We start from the raw sequence: 25,520 nt of genomic DNA, 5'->3' as shown, positions 1-25,520 counted from the left end.
TTTATTCTTCGTCTAGCGTAGGCTTTAGTGCATCCTTTAGGAAAATTTCCTGGCTATTAATTGGATCTTCACTACGATCAAACTCTTTGTAATGATATTTTCCATTGGAGTCTTGAATACGAGCTTTTGCTGTATCTTCAAGTTGTGTATTCATGATGTTAATAATACGAGCTTTTGCTTCGCTTGCATATACAGGGAATAAAATTTCTACACGTTTAATCATATTACGAGTCATCATATCTGCAGAAGATAAATATACTTTATTTTCTCCATTATGATGGAACCAATAAATACGAGAATGCTCAAGGAAACGACCAACAATACTCGTTACTGTTATGTTTTCACTAATTCCAGGGATGCCTGGTCTAATGCAACAAATACCACGAATGATAAGCTCTACTTTGACACCTGCAATAGACGCCTCATATAGCTTCATCATTAAGTCTTTGTCCGTTAGTGAATTCATTTTAGCTCGAATAAAACCATTACCATACTTCTTATGACAAGCAATTTCCTCATCCATTAACCTAATAAATTCATCTCGAATATCAAATGGCGCCACAACCAAATGATTAAAAGTTGGCTTTTCTGTATAACCGCTTAAATAGTTAAAGAAGTTAGTAGCATCAATACCAAATTCCTTATCTGTCGTTATTATACCCATATCTGTATAAATTTTTGCAGTTGCATCATTATAATTCCCTGTTCCAAGATGTACAAAACGTTCAATTTTTCCATTTCGACGACTTACTACAAGCGTTATTTTCGAGTGTGTTTTTAAGTTATTCATACCGTAAATGACAAGGCAGCCAGCTTGCTCAAGTTGCTTTGCCCAAAGCACATTATTCTCTTCATCAAAACGTGCTTTCAATTCAACTAAAACTGTTACCTGCTTACCATTTTCTGCTGCAAACTTTAATGCTTGTATAATAGGTGAATTACCACTTACACGATATAACGTTTGTTTGATTGCTAAAACATTCGGATTGACCGCCGCTTCTGAGATAAAATCTACGATTGGCGCAAACGACTCATATGGGTGATGGAAAAAAATATCTTGTTGCAAAGCTTTTTCAAAAATATTTTCATCCGATTGCAAATCTAATGGTGGCTGTGGAATAAAGCTTTCATATTCTAAATGTTCTCGACCAACAGATATGCCTTTTACAAACGAGAACATAAATGTTAAATCTAGCGGTCCATCTATATGAAAGACATCTGTTTCTTCAATTTCAAATTCATCTAGTAAGTATGTAAGAACTTCCTCGCTCATCTCGCCCTCACGAACTTCTAGACGACTCCCTACACCCCATTTACGTTTTTTCAGCTCTTTTTCGATTTCTACAAGTAAATCCCTTGCACCTTCCTCATGAATCGTTAAATCAGCATTACGTGTCAAACGGAAAGCCTGTGCTGATTTGACACTGTACCCATAAAAGAGCTTTTCGATATGCGCTACAATCACGTCTTCTAATAAGACAATAACTGTCTCTCCATCTGCTGATGGTACTTTAATATACCGTCCTAAGACAGATGGAACTTGTACAATGGCTACCTTTTCACGATTTTCTAAGTCGGCTTCATCTTGCTCTAATAAAACAAGTAAATTTAAAGTTTTACCAAGCAAAGTTGGAAAAGGACGATACGCATCTACAGCTACGGGTGTTAAAACAGGGAAGATAGTTTCTGCAAACATTTCATTGACGAATGCTTTCTGTGTACTATTTAAGTCTTTCATGTCTGCAATATGTACATTATGTTGTGGTAATAAATCATATATTAAATGTCTATAAACTTCAGTTTGTCGGCGCACTAATGCCTGAGTTCGCTCTGCAATTTTTGCTAATTGCTCTTTTGGCGTTAAGCCTGACTTATTTTCAGGCTTATGGAAACCTGCACGTACTTGATCCTGTAGACCTGCAACACGTACCATAAAAAACTCATCTAAATTCGAACTAAATATCGCTAAAAATTTCAATCGTTCTAGCAGAGGATTATTGACATCCTCTGCTTCCTCTAATACTCGCTCATTGAAGGCTAGCCAGCTTAATTCACGATTGTTATAGTATTGCGGCTTAGCAATTTCCTCTAGTAAACGGCCTTGTGCTTCTGTTAAATCATCTTCACTTAACTGATTGTTCGTCACTTCAGTTGTCATAATTGTTCAACCCTTCTTCAATAAAATTTATTTTTATAGGTATTTTTAGTGCGCGTTCTAGATGTTTTTTATGTCGGTTTGCTTGATATTTTTCAGCGGCCGCATTGTGTTTCACATAGATGTTAAGCTGAACATAATCCTCTTTTGTTTGCATTTTAATGATACGTACAATCTTTCTTTTAGATACATTTAACGCATAGACAAATTTTAAAAGTGCGCCAAAGTCTCGTATTTTACGATACTCCTCACGACTCATCCATTCTGTAAAAGGAGCTGCGAATCGCTGATAATAATCTTTATTTTTATACGAGGCTAAGAGTGCTAATTTCACACGCTCCTTATGATTTAGCCCATCGATAGATTGGTTCGCAATTAAATAAAAGGTATGCTGACTCGCCGAACTTAACTCAATATACTCCCCTATATTAAAAACCTTCGCCGCTTTCGCCAATAATTGCAAATCTTTTGGATTATGTTGTAAATAACCGAGGTTGCAGCATTCGCGGTACAATTGATCCGTTAAATGCGTCAAATAGTCCACTTCTTTTTCAGTTCTACCATACTGACGAGCCAATCTTTTAGCGTTTCCCTCAAACACATTGTACTTATCAAACGCACTTTTATCTGTTTGCAAAATACGCTGTATAATGATTCCTTCTCGCAAACCCGTCTTTGTTATCTGGAACAATTTACTGCCGACAACCTCCATTAACACATTGAAAACTTCTAATGCAGGGGCGATGATGTCCGCACGATCTGCCGAAAGCCCATCTAACTGTTTCAATTCATTAAAACTTAAATTACCTAAAAACATACTGAGCTCATCTAAATTTTCCTTAGTCATTTCGTAGCCATGTACACTTGCAATTGGATATGCATGTTTTTGCTGATGAATTTGGGCAATATTTCGAGCACTACCACCAATGGCGATAATCGGTAAACCAATATTCTGCATCCAAGGAAGTGATTTGAACTGTTCTTTCACAAATGCAATGAGTTCCTTTTTTTCACTACTGTTCATAATCTCGCCCTTTACAAAACGTTGCTTTAAAGAAACTGTACCAAAAGGAAAACTATAAGATTTCTGTAGTTCTTTATTTTCAAAAAGCGTTATTTCTGTACTACCACCACCAATATCGATAGTTACAGCGGACTTCGTGCCTATTGAATGCGCTACAGCAACAAAGCCATAATATGCCTCTTCTTCTTCAGATAAAAGCTCTATATGAATACCTGTCTGTTCTTTCATTAAGGTAATAATTTTTGCTCTATTTGTTGCCTGACGGATTGCAGCTGTTGCAGCAGCTTTAACATCAGTCACTTCAAAATCATCGAGCATTGCTTTAAAAGTCAATAATGTTTCTGTTAATACTTGTATACCCTCTTCAGACATTTCACCAGAGGGCTGCAAATATGTACGTAAACGTGCAACCGTTTTAATATTTCCAATCTCACGAAGTCCCTCTTCTTTATCGTATTGATACAATACTAATCGAATGGTATTTGAGCCAATATCGATGATAGCGGTTTTTAATTCATTCAAATAATCACTTCCTTAGCGCGTACATGCATATTATTATTGGTTCTACATCAAATATTAGGTGAGGTGAGCACAATGTGTAGATACTCAAACATTCCGGTTATTCCCCTCACTTTCGTCACTGACTGCTTAACCTTATCGATTTACTACTAGCTCTAGCTTGCCAGGTTTTCGAGTAGCGGACTTAGGATACTCACCATGTCAAAATTGTATAAATAACTCAACAAATAGAACCTTATTATTTTGTTCCTAGCATCATTTATCTATACAAAAAAGCCGGAGCCTAAAAGAGGCATCCGACTTACTTTAAATTATTAATATACTTTCAGGATACCCATTATTAATATTGTGAAGTACCTTTTTCAACTTTATCTCTATTGTTCAAAACTTTATTTTATAAGATAAGTTGGTCTATTCGTAAAATAAGCTCCGCAATTTCTGGCTTACTAATTTGATCTTCTGCACCTACTTGGTCACCTTTATGACGAAGATCATCCGTAATTAAGCTTGAGAAAATAATGACAGGAAGCTTTTGGAGGTCTGGATGCTCCTTTATTTTACGCGTTAAATGATGCCCATCCATTTGTGGCATTTCAATGTCCGTCACAACTAATTGAATATGCTCGGATACATCGCTACCACCTTTGACGACGGATTCGAGGTATTCATAAGCATCACGGCCATTTTCAAAGAATTCAACATTCTCATAACCTGCTTCATTCATAGTATCGAATAAGAGCTTACGTAGTAATGGTGAATCTTCAGCAATTAAAATTCGTTTTTCAGAGCGATCACGTTTACCAAGCTTTTTAACGGATTCTACACTAATACCAGAATCTGGATTGATATCTACCATAATTCTTTCGAAATCAAGCAATAAAATCATTTGCTCATTTTGCTTTATAACACCAATTACTTGTGATGTTCCTCCCTGATACATATCAGAAGGTTTCTCGATTTGATTCCATGAAATACGGTGAATCTGTGTTACATTATCTACATGGAATACTACGCGCTGTTTATTAAACTCAGCTACAATATATTTTTGCTGAGGACTACGCTCTGCATTTTGAATACCTAATACTCGGAGCATATCAACTACAGGTAAAACCTCACCTCGTAATTGAATAATCCCTTCTACATGCGGGTGCGCGTGTGGAATAAATGTTACTGGAAACGGTTGAATAATTTCCTTTACTTTAATAACATTAATACCAAATTTATTGTTAGCTACTTCAAATTCAACAATTTCTAGCTCATTTGTGCCACTTTCTAATAATATACCTTTGTGTTCCAAAGCAACCCCGCTCCTTTCTCTCCAACTTCTATTTATAATTCAATTGTATCATAGGCAATACATTTCTCCTACTTGCTTTTTCCATTTTTATCATGAACATGGCTCGTCATCATAACATTGGGTTGATTTCCATTCCGGCAGGGCGCTTTCCTGGGCGTAATACGTTTTATCAAATGTCATCTCCAACTTTTGAGCCATTGATTTTTAGATGCACCAATAGGCCAATTATCGTCATCACAATTAATGTCGATAATGCAACACGACTTGCTAGCGTTCCATAATCTTTCATCCATAATGTGACCGTTCCATAGACTGCTGGTCCAATAATGGAGGATACTTTACCCGAGAATGCAAATAACCCAAAAAACTGACCTCGTTTTTCTTCTGGAGACAATTCAATAATATATGTTCTAGATGACACCCACATCGATCCTAGTGATACGCCAAACATACTACCTGCAAGCCAGAACATCCATTGCTCTGTCGCAAAGACAGCAAATGCTAAAGCAACAATCATTAATATCGCCACCACGGTTATCGCACGTTTGGCTCCAATTGCTTTTGTAATATAACCAAATGCAAAAGAGCCAATAATAGTTGAAACAGTAGACACTAAATAAAGCACGATAAATTGACCCGAAGTAAAGCCTACAATCGTTGTTGCATATACAGCCATCATTGCAATGGTTGTTGCGATAGCATCATTTAAAAAGAAATAAGCAATCATAAAGGTGAAAATAGCTTTATATTGCTTCATGTCCTTAAAGGTTTGAACAATTTCCTTATAGCCATCTAGAAATTTAATAGGCTTGCGCTGAGACATTGGAATCGGTGTATCTTTATTAATAAAAAATAATGGCAAAGAAAATAATAAATATAAAATCGCAGTTGGTATAAATGCTCGATGGAAATCGCTGTTTCCTACATACAAATAAACAAGCAGCCCCAAAATTGTACCAAGATAACCAATCGCTACCCCATAGCCAGAAATAAGGGGTATTTCCTCTTTTGTCCCTAAATCACCCATCATTGAATCATAGAATACTAGACTGGAATTAAAGAAAAATTTTGCGATGATAAAACTAGTTACAACTAAAAATAAACTAAGTGGCACACCTGCATAATTTGTTGACGTTTGTAGATTCGCAAGAACACCCATCATAAAGGTGAAGAAGATGGAGATAGATGCAAACCACACTATAAATCTCTTTTTATAGCCAGTATTATCAATCCATACACCAAAAAGTGGTGAAAAAACAACGAGGAAAAAGCTAGCAATGGCATTCGCATAAGAAATAAATGTGCTTGCCACCTGCTGCATTACCTCATTCGTTCCTAAAACCTCATCCATATAAAACGGGAAAAATATAGTATTAATATTTGAAGAAAATATTGTGTTCGCAAAATCATAAAATGCCCACGATAAAATTGGCAGTGATAAATAAAGAGCTAACTGACTCCGATGCTGTGCGTCTACTACTGAATTCCGCTTCATAAAACCCTCCTCTCCATTCTCTATATTATTAAATAAATTCACTCATGTAATAAAAAATACTCTTTATTTATAGAAAATTAACACTATTTACATTATACATTCTTTTTCGTTTAACAAAGAATCTTAAATGAACGAATCTTCGCCTTATCTGCGGAATACTAAAGATTACATCTTCATAATAAAAAAAGATATCCAAGCCCCCCCGCTTGGATACCTTTGCACTATTCTTCTATATTCACCCACGTAGATGACCATTGTTCCATTGCTTTAAGGACCGGCGCAAGTGCATGTCCCTTTTCTGTCAGCTCATATTCAATCACTACTGGTGTTGATGGAATAACTGTGCGTTTCACAATATTCTCAATCTCTAACTCTTTTAATCTCTCCGTTAACACGCGACTACTAATACCCACCTGATTTTTAATTGTTGAGTATCGTTCTGGACCTTCTAATAACTGATAAATAAGCAGGGTGTTCCAGCTATGATTTAATATTTTTAGCGCCTTTTCAAATCGTGGACAAATTTTTTTTTGATCCAATTTGCCTGCCTCCTAAGGATTTTGTTCTTATATAAGAGTATATCATTTTTGTCAAAAATCAGTTTCAAAAATAAAATTTAGTTACTTGACAAAAGTTGTTTTTAAAAATAAACTAAGTTACGAAATGTAAGTTAAAAACAAAAGGAGTTTATTAAACTATGCAAAATATCGGTTCAACTATTTTACGCGTGGTGCTTGGCATTATTTTTGCAGCTCACGGATTTCAAAAGTTTCAGGGTGGTATAGGCTTCACAGCTGATTATTTTGATGCCATTGGTATTCCAGGCTTTATGGCTTATATTGTTGCCATTATAGAACTAGTCGGTGGTGTAGCAATTATTTTAGGCTTAGGCACAAGACTTTTCGGCGCTTTATTGACAGTGACAATGATTGTTGCCATTTTCACAGCGAAGCTTAGCGTTGGCTTTATCGGTGAAAACGGCTTAGCTGGATATGAATTAGATTTAGCTTTAGCTGCAATGGCTTTATACTTTGCACTTGCAGGAGCATCTAGTCTTTCTTTAGACGCAAAACTTTTTGATAAAGAGTGATGCTGCCAAGTTTACTATTTTCTCAGGTGTGTTAATTAAACTGAATGAAGATAAAAATAAACCCGAAGTATCATTTTATAAGACGATACTTCGGGTTTCCTAAAATTTTTTCTATAGTCTGTGTTATATTAACCTTTATTGATAAGCCTTTAAAAGTGCCTGCGTACCGTTTTCACCATAGCCCTCTTCCATTAGCTTTTCATACATATCATAAGCAAGTGCTAGACCTGGTAAAGTAATCCCCATTTTTTTTGATTCGTCTAATGCAATTTTCATATCCTTTACAAAATGCTTGATATAAAAACCTGGTGCGTAATCTTCTTTTATCATACGGGGTGCTAAATTACTTAACGACCAAGATCCTGCTGCACCAGACGAGATAGATTGCAACACTGTTGGTAAATCCAGTCCAGCCTTTAAACCGTAAGCCAGTGATTCACACACACCAATCATGCCAGAAGCAATAACGATCTGATTACACATTTTAGCATGCTGTCCTGCACCAGCTTCACCTTGATAAACAATATTTTCACCAAAATGTTTCATAACTGATAAAATTTTATTAAATGTAGCTTGGCTACCTCCAACCATAATTGATAAAGTCCCGTTTTGAGCACCGATATCTCCTCCAGAAACTGGTGCATCTAGTGCTTCTACTCCAAGCTTTTGTGCGTGCTCAAAAATTTTCTTAGCCAACGTTGGCTCGGAAGTGGTCATATCAATAACGATATTGCCGGATTCGGCTGTATGAAATAATCCGTTATCTCCAAAATAAACTTCCTCTACATCTGCAGGGTATCCAACCATTGTAAAGGCAATTTCCTTATTTTTAAATGCTTCTGCTGGTGTACTTGCCCAAGTTGCACCTAACGCCAAAAGCGGCTCTGCTTTCTCCTTTGTGCGTGTATAAACTGTTACCTCATGACCATTTTTTAATAAATGCTTGATAATACTAGCACCCATAACGCCTGTGCCGATAAATGCAATACTTTCTTTTCCCATATGTACATACTCCTTTGTATCAAGGCTATCGATCATTATTCACAATATTAACCGACCACTAGCACTTATTTTCCTCTTTCAGTGTAGTTGAATAAGTGTGATAATTCAAACTTTTCTTGTTAGCTTGTACTAAAAGCATTATGTGCTGCATATATACGAGTAAATTAATTTCACCTGGGCAAAAAAAAGAGAGCAGTTGATGGGGTATCACTGCTCTAAAGGGGAAATGAGAATGTTGCTGTGTTCATAATAAAGTATTCCCCACCAAATGCTTTTTAAACATATTATTTAAAAAGTTTATATTCTGAATACTGGAACATTCTTTCAATCTTCTTGATCTTCTTCTTCTTCAAATGCTGTTTGTCTATAATAAGTATTCATTAACTGATCTAATCTGCGACTCAGTTGAATGGTTTTCGCATTTTGCAACCCGTTCTCTACACCTGAGCGAATCATCATCTCACGAGTTTGTTCCATTTGTTTCAAGAGTAGATTGACCATTCATACAACCTCCACACACAAATAATCATACCATTATTATACATTTATATTTCATTTCTTACAGCATTAACTTACGACAATGTTCGACAAATTAACTTCTAGGAACTTCCTGATAAGTATAGATTATGCGTCCATTTTGTTTGGCCTCACCTCTAAAATGTTTAAATAAAGGATGTTTTACAAGTACTTCTCGAAACTCATAAAATTGTTCCTTTTCTATCTCTATACATTTTAATTCCCCATTTTGTAATTGTTTAAGCATATTTTCGTATTTTTCCATTAATTTTATTCCTCTCTTTTTAACATTTTATTTAATAAAGTATGAATTATTGAAAAAAGGCTTTACGTTTCCCATTTTTTCATGCAAACTGTATATTATTAGTCGATGAAGGAGCTGACTGTCTGTGAAAATAGCCGAAGTTGGAAATATTATCGAGTTTAAAGATGGCCTACAAGGTATAGTTGAAAAAGTAAATGAAAATTCGGTGATCGTTGATTTAACATACATGGAAAATTTCGATTCCCTTGAAATTGAAGAAAAAACGGTCGTCAACCATAAACGTTACAAAATTTTATATACAAATGAAGCTTAATATTCTGAATAGTCCCTATTTGTCTTTATAGATGATAAGGGACTTTTTTTTTGATAATATTAAAAGCATGGAGGTCGAATGATGCTTACAAATTCGAAACAAACAATAATATTGATCCTTTCTTTATTATTCGTTTATGGCATGCTTGCTTTTACCTTTGCTAACCAAGCTGTATTTTGGTACCTGTATGCATTTACTTTACTTGTATGTATTGCCATTGCTATTTTGGCTGGTAAAATTGAAGATCAGTTACCTACCTGGAAATTTTTACTTTTCGGTATTGGATACGGTACAATAACATACGGTATTATACGCTTTGGCTATTGGCTTGCACCATACATTAATAATTCATTAGTACAATCAGTACAAAAATTTTTAGCAAATTATGGACCACAAAATATTTGGCACTATATTTTACTCGTATTCATTGTTGCAATCGGTGAAGAGATCTTTTGGCGTGGCTATGTTCAACAACAGTTGAAACGCTTTATGCGTCCTACTTTTGCAGTTATTGTAACTGCGATTTTATGCGCAATCTCCATTGCACTAAGCGGCTTTATGCTTGGTATGATCGCCGCATTTGTAACCGGCCTTATTTGGGGCTTGTTATATGAATGGCGTAAAAGTATGCCACTTGTTATTGTAGCCCATGTAGTTTTTGTACTACTATTATTTTTAGTGTTACCTTTAACATGATAACATTAAAATTTGGAAACATTTTATCTTTACCAACGTTTAATTAAGAAAAGGAGGGCTTTTCATGCAAAAAAAATTACTTTCAGTACCTGCTTTATTATTAACAGCCGTTTTAGTCGTAGGATGTAATACTTCTGATAAAACTGAGGATTCTGATGCTCAAAAAAATGAGCCATCAAATACATCGGCTGAACAACAACAACCATCATCTAAGGATAAAACTGTAGATGAATCGCAAGAAACGCCTACATCAAATGCAACAAATAAAGACAATACAGACAATGCAGACAATGCAACTAAAAAAGAACAAGAAGTTAACTATGTACAAAAAGGTGTAGACAAAACTGAGAAAGCAAAGGAATCAAAAAGCGCTACTCAAGACTACAAAATGCAACAACTACCTGGATTTACACTTTCTCAAGAAGAACCAGGTAAAGACATGTTAGTTTCTAATGACAATGCTGAAGTATTTATGCGTATCGAAGCAATTGATTCATCACAATCAAGCTACGCAGATGCAAAAACATCTATGCAAGATTATATGAATGCTGTTGGTGATACATCATCTTTAACTTCTGAAGATCTAGCTGCATTTAAGGATATTAAAAACATAGAGGGTTATGTTGTAAATTTTGATACAGAAAAAGTAATCGGTGTTGTTTTTGAAAAAGATGGCTTAATTACAAAACTAACAATTCACGATAACGACGAATTAGATTTAACAGATGCTATGCTTAAAATGGCAGCAACTATTTCTAAAAAATAATTATACAAATAAGACTGTAGACAAACTTGTTTGCCTACAGTCTTTTTATTATTTTAACTTCTTTCAGCAGAAGTTAAATAGGGTTTATAGCATAACGTGAGGTTGATTTCCGTTCTGACTGGTCTATTGTCCGATGAGCGGCTAGGAGCGGTCACAAGAACGCTAACACCGGACAGGATACCTAACTTTCGATTTCACCGCTCCTGCCCTTTTCTATGACACTAAATCTCCAAGGGGGGCATTCTAGAGTTATTTGTTGGAGTAAAATTTAAGATTCGCCTTGTCCTCACCCCAACCTTTGTAAAGCACTTTTTAGAGACAACTTGTCTAAAATAAAAAAAGTTGCCTCAAATTCATTGAGACAACTTTTTTTAATAAGACAAATCCTTAATAGACAGTCCTAATTTTTTTAATAACGTGATAGCTTGGTCTTTTTCTTCAACAGATAGCACACTCATCAATTCATGTAAATGCTGTTCATGTTTTGGAAATAGTTCTCCCATAAAGGCTTCACCTTTATCCGTAATTTCTGCATAGGTAACACGGCGATCTGATGGACAAGAGACACGTAATAAATACCCTCTTTTTTCAAGTTTGTCAATGACGTACGTAATAGACCCACTAGCTAGCAAAATTTTATTGCCAATTTGCTGTAATGGCTGTCTTCCTTTATGATAAAGAAGCTCTAATACAGCAAATTCAGTAGGGTTTAATCCATTCTCTTGAAAAAATTGATGGGTCGTCTCATTAATCGCTTTATGTGCACGTGATAATACAATATATAATTTTAAAGATTGCTTTATATCTTCTGACGTCATATCTTTTTCCTCTCAATTCGCTATTTATACATGCCATTATAGCGAGATTAGAAAAGCATTGTCAAAAGCATTATTTGATTTTAAGCCTTTTACGGTGGTTTATGTTACCATTTTGACTCTTCTTATGTTACTAAATAAGCAGAATCTTTCGTGGATACATCCATTGTATCCATCTGATTAAATGTGTAAATCGGGAATTGTAAGTGGAAGCATGTCCCCTTCTGTAATTCACTATTCACACCTATTACACCTTCATGCTCTTCAATCACCTTTTTCACGAAAGCAAGGCCTAGTCCTGTCCCTGATGATTTCGTCGTGTAAAAAGGTTGGAATAAGTTTTGAAGGGTAGCACTGTCCATGCCGGCACCTTCGTCTTTAATCAGTAATTCTACAATCGCACAGTCAATAACATTTATTTCGACCGTGATCGTTCCACCGTTATTCATGGATTCCATCGCATTTTTAATAAGATTCATGAATACTTGCTTTAAGCGATTTTCATTGCCACCAATGTATACTTGTGTAGAAGTAGAAATGTATTGAATCATAATATTTTTCATAAGCGCGTCTGGAAGCATAAACTCAATCACTTGCTTGACAATGTTATCTAACTCTAATAATTCCACTTTCATACTTGTTGGCTTGGACAATACTAAAAGCTCGGATAAAATTTGTTCCATCCGTTGGAGTTCACTATCGATGACAGATAAATACATGCGTGACTCTTCATCAGCATTTAGCTTTAGTAATTCGGTAAAGCCCTTTAAAGAAGTTAATGGATTACGAATTTCGTGGGCGATACTTGCGGCCATTTGACCGACAACATTTAAAGCTTGCTGATGTTCAACTTTATGTTGAAGTTGTTTCTTTTCTGTTTCATCATTAATGACTGTGACAATAATATTGTTATATTCATCAAAGATACTTGAAATTTCATAATAGCAAGTGCTAGAAACTTGAGTTTCATCAACTACATGAATACTTGCATGTTTTTCACCCATCAGTTTAGAAAGGTATGCAGTAATTTGACCTTTCTTCAACGTAAATGCATCAAATATGTGCTGATGTGCCTTATGAAGAAGTTGCGATTTTTCTATTTTTAAATACATTTCAGCATACTTATTTAGCCCAAGAATTATCCCGCTAGCGTCACTTACAATAACGGCATACGGTAAGTGATCATAAGCATTGAAAGATTGTGATCTCTCCTGCTCTTGACTAACATATAATTCATGAGCTATGTCATTATTTAACGTTGAAATTTGCGCAACAATTTCTTCTGTGTTTGGATCATAAAAACATTTGAAAGACATCATTTCAAACTCATTTCCAGCCGTTTGAATATTGAAGATTTCTTCTGATCTCAAATCACTTTCTAATTGTTTGACGAACTTCGCCCAATTTAAATTAGATGGCTCGTCCATAGTTAAATAACCAATATACGTTGAATGGAGGTTAAAAAGTTTAATAGCAGCCTCATTCACGTTCAAAATTTTTCCTGCTTTATTAAGAATAAGTGTTGGTGACGAAGTACTTGTCATAAGATTTTCAAAACATTGATTAATATCATTTTGCTTCAACTTTCTCACCGAACCTTTCAAAAGAGTAAAAAACCTCTTAATCGAATTTTGAGCCTTTACTATACTTTATGACTGCACGATTCTATTATTACAAAATTTAGTAAATTTAAGTATAAAAATTATTTCACGAACTGTTCACAAAATAAATAGGTAAAAAGGATTATATTGTATGACAGCTACTTGACTGTTACAATTAGAAATTGAAAGGAAGATTATTGAATGAATACTATTTTAACTACATTAAACGCAAAGTATATTCACACAAATTTAGCATTGCGTTATTTAAAAGGTGCAGCTTTACCAGAATTTAATCCAATTATTGCAGAATATACAATTAAAGATCCTGCTTTTAATATTGTATCAGATTTGTTTCAAAAAAAACCTGATATCGTAGGATTTAGTTGCTATATTTGGAATATTGAAGAAACTATTCACGTCATTAAGATGTTAAAAACTGTTTGTCCAAATGTTAAAATTTTGCTCGGGGGACCTGAAGTTTCTTACGATGCCCACCATTGGTTACGTAGAATTGAAGAGGTTGATTTCATAGTTATGGGTGAAGGAGAAACTTCCTTTAAACAGTTACTACGCTATTTGCATGGAGAAATTGCATTAGACGATGTTCCAGGGATTTGCTACTTAGAGGATGGTAAAGTACGAATTCACGCACAAGCACCAAAAATAGATTTACGTGAATTGCCAAGTCCATTTCGTTTTGATGAGGACCTCTCTCATCTAAGCAAACGAATTCAATATATTGAAACAAGTCGAGGCTGTCCATTTAGCTGTCAATTTTGTTTATCTTCTATTGAAGTAGGGGTTCGTTATTTTAACCGAGAAAAAATAAAAGAAGATATTCGATTCTTGATGGACAACGGTGCACGTACTATCAAATTTGTTGATCGTACATTTAATATAAGCCGCAGCTATGCAATGGAAATGTTCCAGTTTTTAATCGATGAACATAAGCCAGGGGTTGTATTCCAATTTGAAATTACCGCAGATATTATGCGTCCTGAGGTTATCCAGTTTTTAAATGATAACGCACCAAAAGGTCTTTTCCGTTTTGAAATTGGTGTTCAATCAACGAATGACTTAACAAATACTCTTGTGAAGCGCCGTCAAAACTTCGAAAAGCTAACGCGTACAGTGACGATGGTCAAAGAAGGTGGAAAGATTGATCAGCATTTAGATTTAATCGCTGGTTTACCAGAGGAAGATTATGCAAGCTTCCGTCAAACCTTTAATGATGTTTTCGCAATGCGACCAGAAGAATTACAGCTTGGATTCCTAAAACTTCTGCGTGGTACTGGCCTTCGTCTAGAGGCTGAAAAATTCGGCTATACGTATGTAGACCAATCTCCTTACGAGATTTTCTCAAACAATGTCTTAACATTTGATGATATAGTTCGCATTAAACATGCAGAGGATGTACTTGAGAAATACTGGAACGATCACCGTATGGATCATACGATTGAATACTTAGTAACTGAAGTGTTTGAAACACCATTTGATTTCTTCCAAAATTTCGGTACTTATTGGGAAACTAAAGGTTGGTCCCGTATCGGACATCAGCTCGAGGATTTATTCCGTCGTTTATTAATGTTTTTAGAAACTGTAGAGGGTGCTAATTTAAATATTATTAAAAGCCTAATGCAACTAGATTATTTAATGGTACAGCAGTTCCAGCCACGTAAATTATGGTGGAAGGAGCGCCCTACAGAGGAGCAACAAAAAGCACTTTATAATGCTTTACGTGAAAACCCTACAATTGCAGGTGAGGCATTCGCCAACTTCAATCTATCTGAAAAAGAGTTGTTTAAACATACGCTCATTATTCCGCATCACATAGATTTCCAGAATTTCTCAAATGGCAAAATTGTACAAAAAAATGGCTATCTTTTAACTTACTTCCGTAACGGTCAAGCACCATACTTTGCAACAATCCAATCTATATAATAAGAAACGCTAGTCCATTAATAAATATAGGACTAGCGTTTTTTTCATTCATAAAGAATTCTTAAATTTCCTATAACCTAAAATAAAACCAAACAATTACGTTTTTAATTGAATCTATTGTAAATAAAAACCATAGCTTTATTATGCTTAACAGATGTTCTTAGAGGCATTACAATTATCCTAAAAAAATTTAGTACGAAATTCTCAACCCACCAATACCCTATACTTGTAAATATTACCTACCAAACAGTCATGTTAACCAGGAAAAACAATTTAAAATTTTTCGACAATTTTGTGGCAACACCAATTTTTTAGCCAATTAAACAATCTAGAAACGTTTTTATGGATAAATTTTCCATCAAAATAATCTCTAAATTCTTCATTTTTTAACCGGAAAATATTAAGGAAATTAAAAAAGAGCTACATTAGCTCTTTTTTGATTTTCTAGTACTTTATCCAATAATTACTCGTTCTTTAGGATAGTGATAACTTGATTTTTTGCCTCTACCTCCACCACCTAGAGTGTAAAGGAAGGAAATTAAACCGACACGACCAACAAACATTAAAATCATAATGATAATTTTGCCAATTACCGATAGGTCGGAGGTGATTCCTAAAGACATCCCACACGTTCCGAACGCTGATGTAATTTCAAAAATTATTTGAATCAGTGATGCGTGTGGCTCACTAATGAGTAAAATAATTGTCGCAACTAATACCATAAAGAATGCCAATAAAATAACAACAAACGAGCGGAATACATCAATTAAATATATTTCACGTCCGAATACTTGAATATCCTCTCTTCCTCGTGAAAAGGTGATTAGGAACAAAATGGCCATTGCAAACGTTGTTGTACGTATCCCACCACCAACTGAACTTGGTGAGGCACCAATAAACATTAAAAAGCTCATAAAAATATCTGTCGCTTCACTAAAGGTTGTTACATCATACGTCGTAAGTCCAGCTGATCGTGTTGATACAGAATGGAACATTGCAGAAAACAGAGCCTCATGCCAAGACATTCCCTTAAAGGAATGGAATGATTCAAGCAATAAAATAACGACAGCCCCTACCACAAATAAAATTGCATATGTGGAGGTTGTTATTTTTGTAAATAAACTAAAGCGGAAATTTGCATGGCGATTCAGTAAAAAGGTTTTCACTTCAATTAAGACTGGGAAGCCTATTGCGCCAAGCACAATTAGCACCATCGTTATCGCTTGAACAAAGTAATCTTTATGAAACGGAAGCAAACTCATACCTGTAATATCAAAGCCACCATTTGTAGTAGCTGAAACGGAGGCAAAGACACCATGAAACAAGGCTTCTTGAAAAGTACCGAAATATTTCGTAAAATGCAAAGTTAAAATAAATGCACCCATCAATTCAATACCAATTAAGATTTTCAATATTTCCCGAATTAATTGAACAACCCCTGACAAATTGTATTGATTATGATCGATCATAATCAATTGACGCTCACGCATACCAATTTTTTTGCCAACTAGTAACCACACAAAGGTACCAAGTGACATAATGCCAATTGCGCCAAGCTGTAAAATGACAAGAACCATCGCGAGCCCAAATTTTGTATAGCTTTCAGATATATTGATTGTTGTTAAACCTGTTACGCTAACTGCACTTACTGCAGTAAACAAACTATCTAATAATGAAACTTTTACACCTTCTTGATGAACGCCTGGTAGCCGTAGTAACAGGAAGGAAATCGCTATAGCTATAAAATAATAAGAGACAAGTACCTGAAAAGGTGTTACAAGTCTATTTTTTGATCTTTTCCAGGGCACTTTGACAACCCCTTCCTTATATGATGCCAAACTCGATAGATATTAGTATAGAAAAAATACTTAAAAAAAGAAAGAGGAATAGATACGACTATTCCTCTAAAAGATCATTGAACTTGTTTTTTATGACGAACTCCTACTAAATAGCCTACTAATGCGATGCCCACTAATACAATCCAGAAAGTTAACTCCCACGCAGTAGAATGTGGGAACTCTGCAGGTAAAATACCCACCTTCTCATGTGACAAAGTTAACACAACAAGCTTCACGCCTACCCAACCTACAATTAAAAACGCAGCGGTTTCAAGTGAGGGATAGTCATTTAATAATTTCACAAACCATTGCGCCGCGAATCGCATCATTATGACTCCGATAAATCCTCCAAGTAACATGACGATAAATTGTCCACCATTGATGCCACCTATATCAAAGTTTCCTAACTGCGGTAAAGATACAGCAATGGCAACTGCAGCAAGCATAGAATCAATAGCAAATGCAATATCCGCGGCTTCTACCTTTAGCACTGTCATCCAAAAACTAGCGCCCTTTTTCTCCGCTTCATCGTTAGATACTTCTTTTGAATCTCCTTTATAACGCAAATCATATATATTTTTGGCAGACATGAATAATAAATAAGCTGCTCCCAACGCTTGAATTTGCCAATAATTCACTAATACTGTAATGACAAAGAGTGCTGAGAATCGGAAAATTAACGCGCCGAATAATCCATAGAATAATGCTTTTTTTTGTTGCTCTCGTGGTAAATGCTTCACCATCACAGCCATTACAACTGCATTATCTGCTGCTAATAACCCTTCTAATACTACAAGTACAATAAGTACCCAACCGTATTGTAATAAAATTGATTCCATTCATGTGCCTCCTCTAAAGCTCTCTATACCCAAAATAGTCATTATTATACGAGTACAAAAGAAAAGACCTCTGCCTCTATAAAAAGGCAAAGGTCTCGCTGAGCAAATAAATACCTGACATTTTTTATCAGTTTCGCTCTATTACTAGTAGTTGAATTATCGCTAGCATAGAGTTACTCGCCTATCACACCCGATGGTAAAAACCATGTCATGACGAATGTAATCCAGATACATCGCTCGTATCTGTTAGCTACTCCCCTTTGACAAACGTCGAAGGTTTTTCTTCTGTTAACTTATTATAGCACTATCATATATGAGTGGCAAAATTATCTACCCCTACTATTAACCCACAATAACTTCAATCTGGTAAACTTTAACTCTCTATCTACATACCACTAAAGGAAGCTTCACTTTATTTGAATTTGATAACGTTTATCTTCTTTATGCACTAAATAAAAATCAATCATTCTAGGCATAGTCTGTATAAAATCGGGGCAAGTAATACCACCCTTTTTCAAAATAGTAACTGCTTCTGAAGTATCGAACTTAGCATTCCAAGTTAAGTAGTCTAAAGTTTCTTGCTCAACACCTAGATATTTTCGAATAAGTAGCACTTGTAAAGATATTCTTGCTAGTATTAACGGTAATCGCCCCTTAGGATAATGGTTAGTTAATAATTTTACCATCGTACGATACACTTCCTGTACAGGATGCGGATTCGGGTCCGTTAGGTGCAAGGTTTTCCCTTCAGCACATTTTTCATCAACTAGATAAGTCGAAGCATTTATAATGTAATCCACTGGCACCACATTTATTGTTGATTTCGATTGACCAATATACGGGATAAACGGAAGGCATTTTAATTTATCCACCATATTTAAAAAGAAATAAGGCCCATCGAATTTAATAGTCTCTCCTGTTTCAGAATGTCCACGAACTATGCCAGGTCGAATAATTGTCAATGGTATTTCCGATTTCAAATCCTCTACTCGATGCTCAGCTTCATATTTTGTTTCCTCATAATAGTTTTTAAATGCAGGAGGGCGAATTAGTTCGTTTTCACATAATACACCTTCACGTGTTCCTGCTACATACGCTGTACTAAAATACATATAGCGTCTTAAGTTTGGAAGTGTTCGAACAAACTCATTGACCATCGTCGTACCATGCACATTGACCTTCCATGCTAGTTCACGTGGTACTGCTAAATCATAAATTGCAGCTAAATGCCAGAGCACCTCAATTTGAGGTACAATTTCCTGTACAGCTTGATTTTCTAGACCGAGATTTGGTAATGTAATATCTCCCTCTACAATATGAATAGAACAATTAGGAAACTCTGCTAGTATATTTTCTCTTTCTACATTCGCCTTTACTAATTCCCCAGCTAAAACAATTGCGATTACTTCCTGTGATTGATTTTTTCGAAATAACTCTCGAATTAATTGACTTGAAATAAAACCCGGAAAACCTGTAAAAAAATGAATCCCCATCTCTCATCCCCCCCCTGAACTTACCGCATCTTCCTTGTTGTTTTATCCATTAAACTATATACAATCGGTACAATATATAATGTCAACAAAGTTGATGTCACAAGTCCTCCGATTACTACAATCCCCATCGGTTGATTCATCTCTGTTCCTTCTCCCATGCCAAGAGCAAGTGGCAGCAATCCTAAGATTGTTGTTAGTGCAGTCATTAAAATTGGTCGAAGTCGATCTTGTGTAGCAAGTAAAATCGCATCATACGTCGCCATTCCCCTAGCTTTTTGTTGATTAATGTAATCGACAAGTACAATCCCGTTATTCACGACAATTCCAACTAGTACTAAGATCCCTATAACAGATGTCACACCAATTAACGTGTTCGTAGCAAACATTGCAATTGCAACGCCAATAATCATTAATGGTACTGTGAACATGATAACGAATGGATATTTGAATGATTCAAATTGTGCAGCCATCACGATATATACAAGCACTATTGCTAACGCAACTGCTAAAAGCATATCGTTAATCGCACTATCATAAAGCTCACGATCTCCACTAAAGACAACTTGAGTTTCAGTTGGTAAATCTGCTTTTTCTAATACTTTGTCCACTTTTGCTGAGATGCCTCCTAGTGATTCCTTCGTTTCATACTCAACAAAAAATGCAACAGCAGCCGCCTGATCAGAACGTCTTATCGATACTGGTCCTTCCTGTACAGAAACAGTCGCAATGTCCTCTAGCTTTACAAATAAACCAGCAGGTGAACGAAGCTGCATCGATTTTAATGACTCGATACTATCATTAAACACTTGTCCAAAGCCTGTATAAACAGGCAATACAGCACCATCCTCAGCCATTATTTGCGTAGTTAGCTGACCCTTCGTCATTTGATTGACAGTTTGAGCAATTTGTGCAGGTACAAATCCGTAGTCCTTCGCCTTTTCTCGGTCTACTTCGACTTGAATTTCTTTGACAGTAATATCTAAATCCGTCGATACCTTTGTGATGGCTTTTACCTTTGATAGCTCCTGTTGTACTTTATCAACAGAGCTATGAAGTCTTTGCTCATCAGAGTCTGTTAGCCTAAACGTTAATGTATTTGGTGTCGAACCTGTTGTCGTTGAGACATTGAAGTTGAGTTCAACTTGCTCACCTAGCTCTGCATGCAAATCTCGCTCAACCTCTTCCACAAATTCAAAAATCGAACGGTCCCTATCTGCTAAAGGGACAAGCTTTACATATAGCTCTGCTTGGTTTGCACTTGTTTGTCCTCGTGCTTGTGCCTGCTGTGTACCACCGATTAAGCTAACATATACGTCAACATCTTTCTCCCGTTTCAAGCGTTCCTCAATTTTCGCAACAACTTTTTCTGTTTCTGATACTGCTACCCCTTTTTCAAGATTTACACTAATGGATGTAAATCCTTCATCGGTTGGCGGTAAAAACTCTGTGCCAATTTTCATAAGCCCAAACAATGCAAGTCCAAAACAGACAACTGCTGAGATTAGTACAAGCATACGGTGACGCAATACCCAAATAATTGATGTTTTGTAGCTCTTGTAAAAGGATGACTCATTACGTTTTTCATAAATATTCGTTAATTTCATTTTTAAAAGACGACTTGCAAGCATTGGGACAACTGTTAACGCAACGACTAATGAAGCAATTAAGCTAAAGGAAATAGTTAATGCAAATTCTGTGAAAATTTGCCCTATCAATCCTTCAATAAACATTACAGGAATGAATACTGCAATAGTTGTGAGAGTGGAAGCTGTAATCGCAAGTGCCACTTCCTTTGTCCCTTCCTTAGCTGCTACTATCGGGTCCTTGCCAAGTCCTAAATGTCGTTCAATATTTTCAATAACGACGATAGCATTATCAACCAGCATACCGATGCCAAGTGCTAACGCCCCTAATGTCATAATATTGAGCGAGAAATTTGCAAAAAACATTAAAACAAATGTAACAATCACTGAATATGGAATCGCAATACCGATGATAATAGGGCTTTTCACACTACGTAGAAAGACAAATAATACAAACATTGCGAATAATCCACCTAAAAGTAAAGAGGATCCGATATTACTAATCGCTAAATCCACGTAGTTTCCTTGGTCCACTAAAACGTCTGCAACGATTCCTTGATATTGCTTCTTCGTTAACAATTCATTTAAAGCTTCTTTAAAAGCTTTTGATACCTCTGCCGTGTTAGCACCCGACTCCTGTAACACAGACATTAATACTGCTGGATACTCATTTGCTCGGGTTGTAGTTACGGATTTTTGCTCTGTGCGCTCAACAGTCGCTACTTCTCCAACTGTTAATGCTTTACCATCTAGTGGATTTACTGAAATGATTAAATCAGCAATGCTTTCTGGCGAATTTAAAGTGCTTAAAATTCGAGTAGTTAACATTTTCCCATCTGCTGTTAACACTGGTTCACCAGGAAGAGAAACATTGCTCGATTGAATAATTTGAATAATATCTGCTTGGGTTAATCCTTTTTCAACTAGCTTCGATTCATCTAAAGTTATTTGAACTTCTTCTACTAGCTTACCGGAAATATTGACACTCGCGACACCAGCTGTTCGACGAAGTTCTTTTTCCAAGGCTTCCGCCAGTAAACGCACATCTACATTATCATTTTCCGCCCGTAGTGAAAGTTGTATTATAGGAAATTGTGATGGATCAAATTTTAAAAAGCTAGGTTTCTCAGCACCATTCGGTAAAGGGGTCATATCGATTCGTTGTAAAATATCGAGCTGAGCATCTTCAATATTAGTTGACCAATCAAACTCGAGAATAATTAAATTGGATCCTTCTTGAGAGGTAGACTGTAGTTTTTTTATCCCTGGTAAGGTGGCGAGCGTTGTTTCTAATGGCTTCGTTATTTTCTCATTAACCTCTGTTGGACTTGCACCAGGATAAGAAGTAACAACGATGCCTATTGGCGGACGTAATTCTGGAATAAGCGTAATAGGTATTTTTAATAATGAAACGCCACCTAATATAATGACTAATATCATCGTAACTATTGTAAAAACAGGCCTTTTAATAGAAAAATTACTAATGTTCACTTTACAAGCTCCTTTTCTATCCCTTTCCCTCTATAATACCCTAAGAGGAGAATAATTTATAAAATTGGTTATCACCATAACATGTGGTTGATTTCCGTTCCGACTGGGCGCTTTCCTGGGAGCGTCCGATGAGCCGCTTCACTCGCGTTGCTCGCTCCAGGGTCTCGGGCCAACACGATGTTGGTCACGAAGGCGTTATCACAGGACGTGATGGTTTTAGCCTTCGTTCCCCTATCGCTAATCCCCTAGGAGTCGCCCAGTCTCCACTCCAATCAACTTATATATACATAGTATAGGTTTTAACAAATGCAACCCCATTTTTTAGTAAAGATCTTATAAATTTACATATTCTTCCCTGGAGACTTTTTATCAAGATTATATTTCCTAATACTGTATATATTCTACATATAGCTCCAATTTTCCTTGTAAAAAAACACGAATCGCAACATGTCGATTCGTGTTTTTTCATGAAATTAAAGTGTCATATAAAAAAAGTATGGCTCTTTGGCAAAACGAAGCCGCGGCAATAACAGTTATACAATTGGCTTAACTGTTGTAAGTCCATTCTGATGAGTAACCACTACGTTCACTTTTGCAATGCATAAATTTTATAAAAGTTCTACGCTATTGCTGATTGGAGTGGAAGGCTACTCGAGTGCTCCTGTCGCTTCGCTTTCGTTGCAGAGCAAAGCTTCCCGCAGGGAAAGCGAGTAGCCTGGAACGGAAATCATCCTGACAATTTTGTTTTTATTATAAGAGACTATACAGTTTAATGTTTTCGTTTTTATCAGCGAACCAACGCATAGCAAACTCATTTTCAAATAGGAACACAAAATTATCAAAACGGTCTTTTACAAGCATTGAACGACCTGAAGACATCGATTCTTTAACATCTTCTTCGTTTTCAATCCATCTTGCAATTTTCGAACCAACTGGCTCCATCTTCACTTCAACATTATATTCGTTTTTCATACGATGCTCAAAAACTTCAAATTGTAATTGACCAACTGCTCCAAGAATAACTTCCTCTGTATGCAACGTTTTATAATATTGAATAGCGCCTTCTTGCACTAATTGTAAAATCCCTTTATGGAATTGCTTAGATTTCATAACATTTTTCGCAGTTACACGAACAAATAGCTCTGGAGTGAACTGTGGCAGTTTTTCAAATTGGAATGTCTTTTTCCCACCTACAACTGTATCACCAATCTGATAAGTACCTGTGTCATATAAACCGATAATATCACCAGCAACAGCTTCATCTACTGTTTCACGGTCGTCAGCTAGGAATTGCGTAGATTGTGTCACTTTGAATGATTTACCTGTACGAGATAAAGTCATGTTCATGCCACGTTCAAATTTACCCGATACGATACGCACAAAGGCAATACGGTCACGGTGTGCAGGATTCATGTTGGCTTGAATTTTGAAAATGAAGCCCGAAAACTCCCCATGCTCAACTGGATCAATAAATAGTTCATCCTCAGTAATTCGAGGCTGTGGTGTCGGTGCAAATTGTAAATATGTTTCAAGGAATGTTTGCACACCAAAATTTGTTAAGGCAGAACCAAAGAAAACAGGTGTTAATTCACCACGACGAATTTTTTCTTCAGAATATTCATTACCCGCTTCGTTGAGCAACATTATGTCATCCATTGCTTGTGAATAATATGAAGTCACCTTCATAGGATGCTCGACTGCAAGTTCCCCATTATCATCAATTGGTAAGAAACGTTCTTCTTCATCAGTACGGAATTGCTCGATACGTTTATTATAACGATCATAAATACCTAGAAACTCTTTACCCATACCGATAGGCCAGTTCATTGGGTAAGCGTTAATGCCAAGTACCTCCTCAAGCTCTTCAATCAGCTCAAGTGGCTCCTTCCCTTGACGGTCTAGTTTATTGATAAAGGTAAAAATTGGAATACCGCGCATTTTACAAACTTTGAAGAGCTTTAAAGTTTGAGCTTCAATACCTTTGGCAGCATCTACGACCATGACAGCACTATCCACCGCCATTAATGTACGATACGTATCCTCCGAGAAATCTTGGTGACCTGGAGTATCCAAAATATTGACACGTGAGCCGCTATAATCGAATTGCATAACTGAAGAAGTTACAGAAATCCCACGTTGCTTTTCAATTTCCATCCAGTCAGATGTTGCAAACTTACCTGATTTCTTTCCTTTTACCGTACCGGCATCACGAATGGCACCACCAAATAGTAAAAGCTTTTCTGTAATCGTCGTTTTCCCAGCATCAGGGTGACTGATAATGGCAAAAGTTCGACGCGATAATATATCTTTTTCTAAATTTGAATTCATCTCGTCATTCTCCTTTTTTCATACTTAATAATAATAAAAGAAGACTTGCCCTTCTTACAACCTTTTTACATGATTTCCCCAAAAAAAGAAGTGATGAGGCTCAATGTTATAGCTTCCTCAAACATTTCGATGACTGCTGCTTTCTTTCTATCGACTCACTTGTTTGTTAACATCGATACATTCACCTTCATGGTCAATTATGCCTCGGCATAATTGTGTCCGGAATCGGCTTTGTGCCTGCACATAGAACTCCTTTCCGATTCCGTGACATTCGCCGGAGGCTTTACCTTCTATCAGCAGGTGTCCAAACACCTGCTGATAGAAGGTAAAAGTACCCAAAAAGAAAACCCTTTAGTACTAACTAAAAGGGTTCTCTAAGTACGGTGAACTTGCCGCATTATTTCATGCATTAAGCTTTCACTATCAAGTACGCTCTAACATCCTCATTGGAGA

Annotated in this window: 20 protein-coding genes; 5 read left to right on the top strand and 15 right to left on the bottom strand. The window is 36.1% G+C overall.

The window, feature by feature from the left end; genetic code table 11:
- Position 1: 1 nt before the first annotated feature.
- From ACQKOF_RS11750 to ACQKOF_RS11730, 5 genes are all read right to left on the bottom strand, one after another.
- Positions 2–2,158, bottom strand: coding sequence for an RNA degradosome polyphosphate kinase (locus tag ACQKOF_RS11750; protein WP_427556979.1), 2,157 nt, complete (start codon positions 2,156–2,158; stop codon positions 2–4).
- Complete coding sequence (locus ACQKOF_RS11745; RefSeq protein WP_427556976.1) at positions 2,148–3,701, bottom strand: Ppx/GppA family phosphatase; 1,554 nt, start codon at positions 3,699–3,701, stop codon at positions 2,148–2,150. The genes ACQKOF_RS11750 and ACQKOF_RS11745 overlap by 11 nt, the downstream gene beginning before the upstream one ends.
- A gap of 391 nt (positions 3,702–4,092) precedes the next feature.
- The gene (locus tag ACQKOF_RS11740; protein WP_370045873.1) at positions 4,093–4,995 is read right to left on the bottom strand and encodes a chemotaxis protein; all 903 of its coding nucleotides are present in this window, start codon (positions 4,993–4,995) and stop codon (positions 4,093–4,095) included.
- Between the two features lie 169 nt (positions 4,996–5,164).
- Positions 5,165–6,490 (bottom strand): MFS transporter, encoded by a 1,326-nt coding sequence (locus ACQKOF_RS11735; RefSeq protein ID WP_427556973.1) that lies wholly within the window; start codon positions 6,488–6,490, stop codon positions 5,165–5,167.
- A 221-nt stretch (positions 6,491–6,711) separates the two neighbouring features.
- The gene (locus tag ACQKOF_RS11730) at positions 6,712–7,029 is read right to left on the bottom strand and encodes a winged helix-turn-helix transcriptional regulator (RefSeq protein ID WP_427556970.1); all 318 of its coding nucleotides are present in this window, start codon (positions 7,027–7,029) and stop codon (positions 6,712–6,714) included.
- A gap of 158 nt (positions 7,030–7,187) precedes the next feature.
- Here ACQKOF_RS11730 and ACQKOF_RS11725 point away from each other — a divergent pair, with 158 nt between their 5' ends.
- Positions 7,188–7,580, top strand: coding sequence for a DoxX family protein (locus ACQKOF_RS11725; protein WP_427556967.1), 393 nt, complete (start codon positions 7,188–7,190; stop codon positions 7,578–7,580).
- Positions 7,581–7,715: 135 nt separating this feature from the next.
- Here the strand turns inward: ACQKOF_RS11725 and ACQKOF_RS11720 are convergent, their stop codons facing one another.
- The 3 genes from ACQKOF_RS11720 to ACQKOF_RS11710 form a co-directional block, all read right to left on the bottom strand.
- Positions 7,716–8,582, bottom strand: a complete 867-nt coding sequence (locus ACQKOF_RS11720) for an NAD(P)-dependent oxidoreductase (RefSeq protein ID WP_427556964.1) — start codon at positions 8,580–8,582, stop codon at positions 7,716–7,718.
- 324 nt (positions 8,583–8,906) lie between these two features.
- On the bottom strand, positions 8,907–9,083 hold the full coding sequence (locus ACQKOF_RS11715) for an aspartyl-phosphate phosphatase Spo0E family protein (protein ID WP_132357797.1): 177 nt from the start codon (positions 9,081–9,083) through the stop codon (positions 8,907–8,909).
- A gap of 91 nt (positions 9,084–9,174) precedes the next feature.
- Complete coding sequence (locus ACQKOF_RS11710) at positions 9,175–9,363, bottom strand: hypothetical protein (protein ID WP_427556961.1); 189 nt, start codon at positions 9,361–9,363, stop codon at positions 9,175–9,177.
- 124 nt (positions 9,364–9,487) lie between these two features.
- On the opposite strand from ACQKOF_RS11710, the gene ACQKOF_RS11705 reads away from it, so the two are divergent.
- The 3 genes from ACQKOF_RS11705 to ACQKOF_RS11695 all read left to right on the top strand — a co-directional run bounded on the left by ACQKOF_RS11705 (position 9,488) and on the right by ACQKOF_RS11695 (position 11,138).
- Positions 9,488–9,676, top strand: a complete 189-nt coding sequence (locus tag ACQKOF_RS11705) for a YkvS family protein (protein ID WP_053483503.1) — start codon at positions 9,488–9,490, stop codon at positions 9,674–9,676.
- An 81-nt stretch (positions 9,677–9,757) separates the two neighbouring features.
- The gene (locus ACQKOF_RS11700) at positions 9,758–10,372 is read left to right on the top strand and encodes a CPBP family intramembrane glutamic endopeptidase (RefSeq protein WP_370045861.1); all 615 of its coding nucleotides are present in this window, start codon (positions 9,758–9,760) and stop codon (positions 10,370–10,372) included.
- Positions 10,373–10,436: 64 nt separating this feature from the next.
- Entirely contained in the window at positions 10,437–11,138 is a 702-nt protein-coding gene (locus ACQKOF_RS11695; RefSeq protein ID WP_427556957.1) for a hypothetical protein, read from the top strand.
- Between the two features lie 371 nt (positions 11,139–11,509).
- On the opposite strand, the gene ACQKOF_RS11690 is transcribed toward ACQKOF_RS11695, so the two are convergent.
- Positions 11,510–11,956 carry a MarR family winged helix-turn-helix transcriptional regulator gene (locus ACQKOF_RS11690; protein WP_100544210.1) on the bottom strand — a complete coding sequence of 149 codons (447 nt, stop codon included), beginning with the start codon at positions 11,954–11,956 and terminating at the stop codon, positions 11,510–11,512.
- 122 nt (positions 11,957–12,078) lie between these two features.
- The gene (locus ACQKOF_RS11685; RefSeq protein ID WP_427556995.1) at positions 12,079–13,545 is read right to left on the bottom strand and encodes a PAS domain-containing sensor histidine kinase; all 1,467 of its coding nucleotides are present in this window, start codon (positions 13,543–13,545) and stop codon (positions 12,079–12,081) included.
- A gap of 210 nt (positions 13,546–13,755) precedes the next feature.
- Here ACQKOF_RS11685 and ACQKOF_RS11680 point away from each other — a divergent pair, with 210 nt between their 5' ends.
- Positions 13,756–15,495 (top strand): B12-binding domain-containing radical SAM protein, encoded by a 1,740-nt coding sequence (locus ACQKOF_RS11680; protein WP_427556954.1) that lies wholly within the window; start codon positions 13,756–13,758, stop codon positions 15,493–15,495.
- A 452-nt stretch (positions 15,496–15,947) separates the two neighbouring features.
- Here ACQKOF_RS11680 and ACQKOF_RS11675 read toward each other — a convergent pair whose 3' ends face one another.
- From ACQKOF_RS11675 to ACQKOF_RS11655, 5 genes are all read right to left on the bottom strand, one after another.
- Complete coding sequence (locus ACQKOF_RS11675) at positions 15,948–17,303, bottom strand: TrkH family potassium uptake protein (RefSeq protein ID WP_427556951.1); 1,356 nt, start codon at positions 17,301–17,303, stop codon at positions 15,948–15,950.
- A gap of 104 nt (positions 17,304–17,407) precedes the next feature.
- Positions 17,408–18,172, bottom strand: a complete 765-nt coding sequence (locus ACQKOF_RS11670) for a TerC family protein (RefSeq protein ID WP_427556948.1) — start codon at positions 18,170–18,172, stop codon at positions 17,408–17,410.
- A 407-nt stretch (positions 18,173–18,579) separates the two neighbouring features.
- Positions 18,580–19,665, bottom strand: coding sequence for an SDR family oxidoreductase (locus ACQKOF_RS11665; RefSeq protein ID WP_427556945.1), 1,086 nt, complete (start codon positions 19,663–19,665; stop codon positions 18,580–18,582).
- 20 nt (positions 19,666–19,685) lie between these two features.
- Entirely contained in the window at positions 19,686–22,739 is a 3,054-nt protein-coding gene (locus ACQKOF_RS11660; protein WP_427556942.1) for an efflux RND transporter permease subunit, read from the bottom strand.
- Positions 22,740–23,489: 750 nt separating this feature from the next.
- Positions 23,490–25,067: a peptide chain release factor 3 gene (locus tag ACQKOF_RS11655; RefSeq protein ID WP_427556939.1), complete on the bottom strand. Its 1,578-nt coding sequence runs from the start codon at positions 25,065–25,067 to the stop codon at positions 23,490–23,492.
- Positions 25,068–25,520 lie beyond the last annotated feature (453 nt).

The sequence above is a fragment of the Lysinibacillus sp. NPDC093190 genome, assembly GCF_050280425.1.
GTDB lineage: Bacteria > Bacillota > Bacilli > Bacillales_A > Planococcaceae > Lysinibacillus.
This window is presented reverse-complemented; position numbering and strand designations above follow the sequence as displayed.

Coding starts and splice junctions, on each gene's coding strand:
- ACQKOF_RS11750 (WP_427556979.1), bottom strand. CDS start 2,158: ATGACAACTGAAGTGACGAACAATCAGTTAAGTGAAGATGATTTAACA.
- ACQKOF_RS11735 (WP_427556973.1), bottom strand. CDS start 6,490: ATGAAGCGGAATTCAGTAGTAGACGCACAGCATCGGAGTCAGTTAGCT.
- ACQKOF_RS11725 (WP_427556967.1), top strand. CDS start 7,188: ATGCAAAATATCGGTTCAACTATTTTACGCGTGGTGCTTGGCATTATT.
- ACQKOF_RS11720 (WP_427556964.1), bottom strand. CDS start 8,582: ATGGGAAAAGAAAGTATTGCATTTATCGGCACAGGCGTTATGGGTGCT.
- ACQKOF_RS11715 (WP_132357797.1), bottom strand. CDS start 9,083: ATGGTCAATCTACTCTTGAAACAAATGGAACAAACTCGTGAGATGATG.
- ACQKOF_RS11710 (WP_427556961.1), bottom strand. CDS start 9,363: ATGGAAAAATACGAAAATATGCTTAAACAATTACAAAATGGGGAATTA.
- ACQKOF_RS11700 (WP_370045861.1), top strand. CDS start 9,758: ATGCTTACAAATTCGAAACAAACAATAATATTGATCCTTTCTTTATTA.
- ACQKOF_RS11695 (WP_427556957.1), top strand. CDS start 10,437: ATGCAAAAAAAATTACTTTCAGTACCTGCTTTATTATTAACAGCCGTT.
- ACQKOF_RS11690 (WP_100544210.1), bottom strand. CDS start 11,956: ATGACGTCAGAAGATATAAAGCAATCTTTAAAATTATATATTGTATTA.
- ACQKOF_RS11680 (WP_427556954.1), top strand. CDS start 13,756: ATGAATACTATTTTAACTACATTAAACGCAAAGTATATTCACACAAAT.
- ACQKOF_RS11670 (WP_427556948.1), bottom strand. CDS start 18,172: ATGGAATCAATTTTATTACAATACGGTTGGGTACTTATTGTACTTGTA.
- ACQKOF_RS11665 (WP_427556945.1), bottom strand. CDS start 19,665: ATGGGGATTCATTTTTTTACAGGTTTTCCGGGTTTTATTTCAAGTCAA.
- ACQKOF_RS11655 (WP_427556939.1), bottom strand. CDS start 25,067: ATGAATTCAAATTTAGAAAAAGATATATTATCGCGTCGAACTTTTGCC.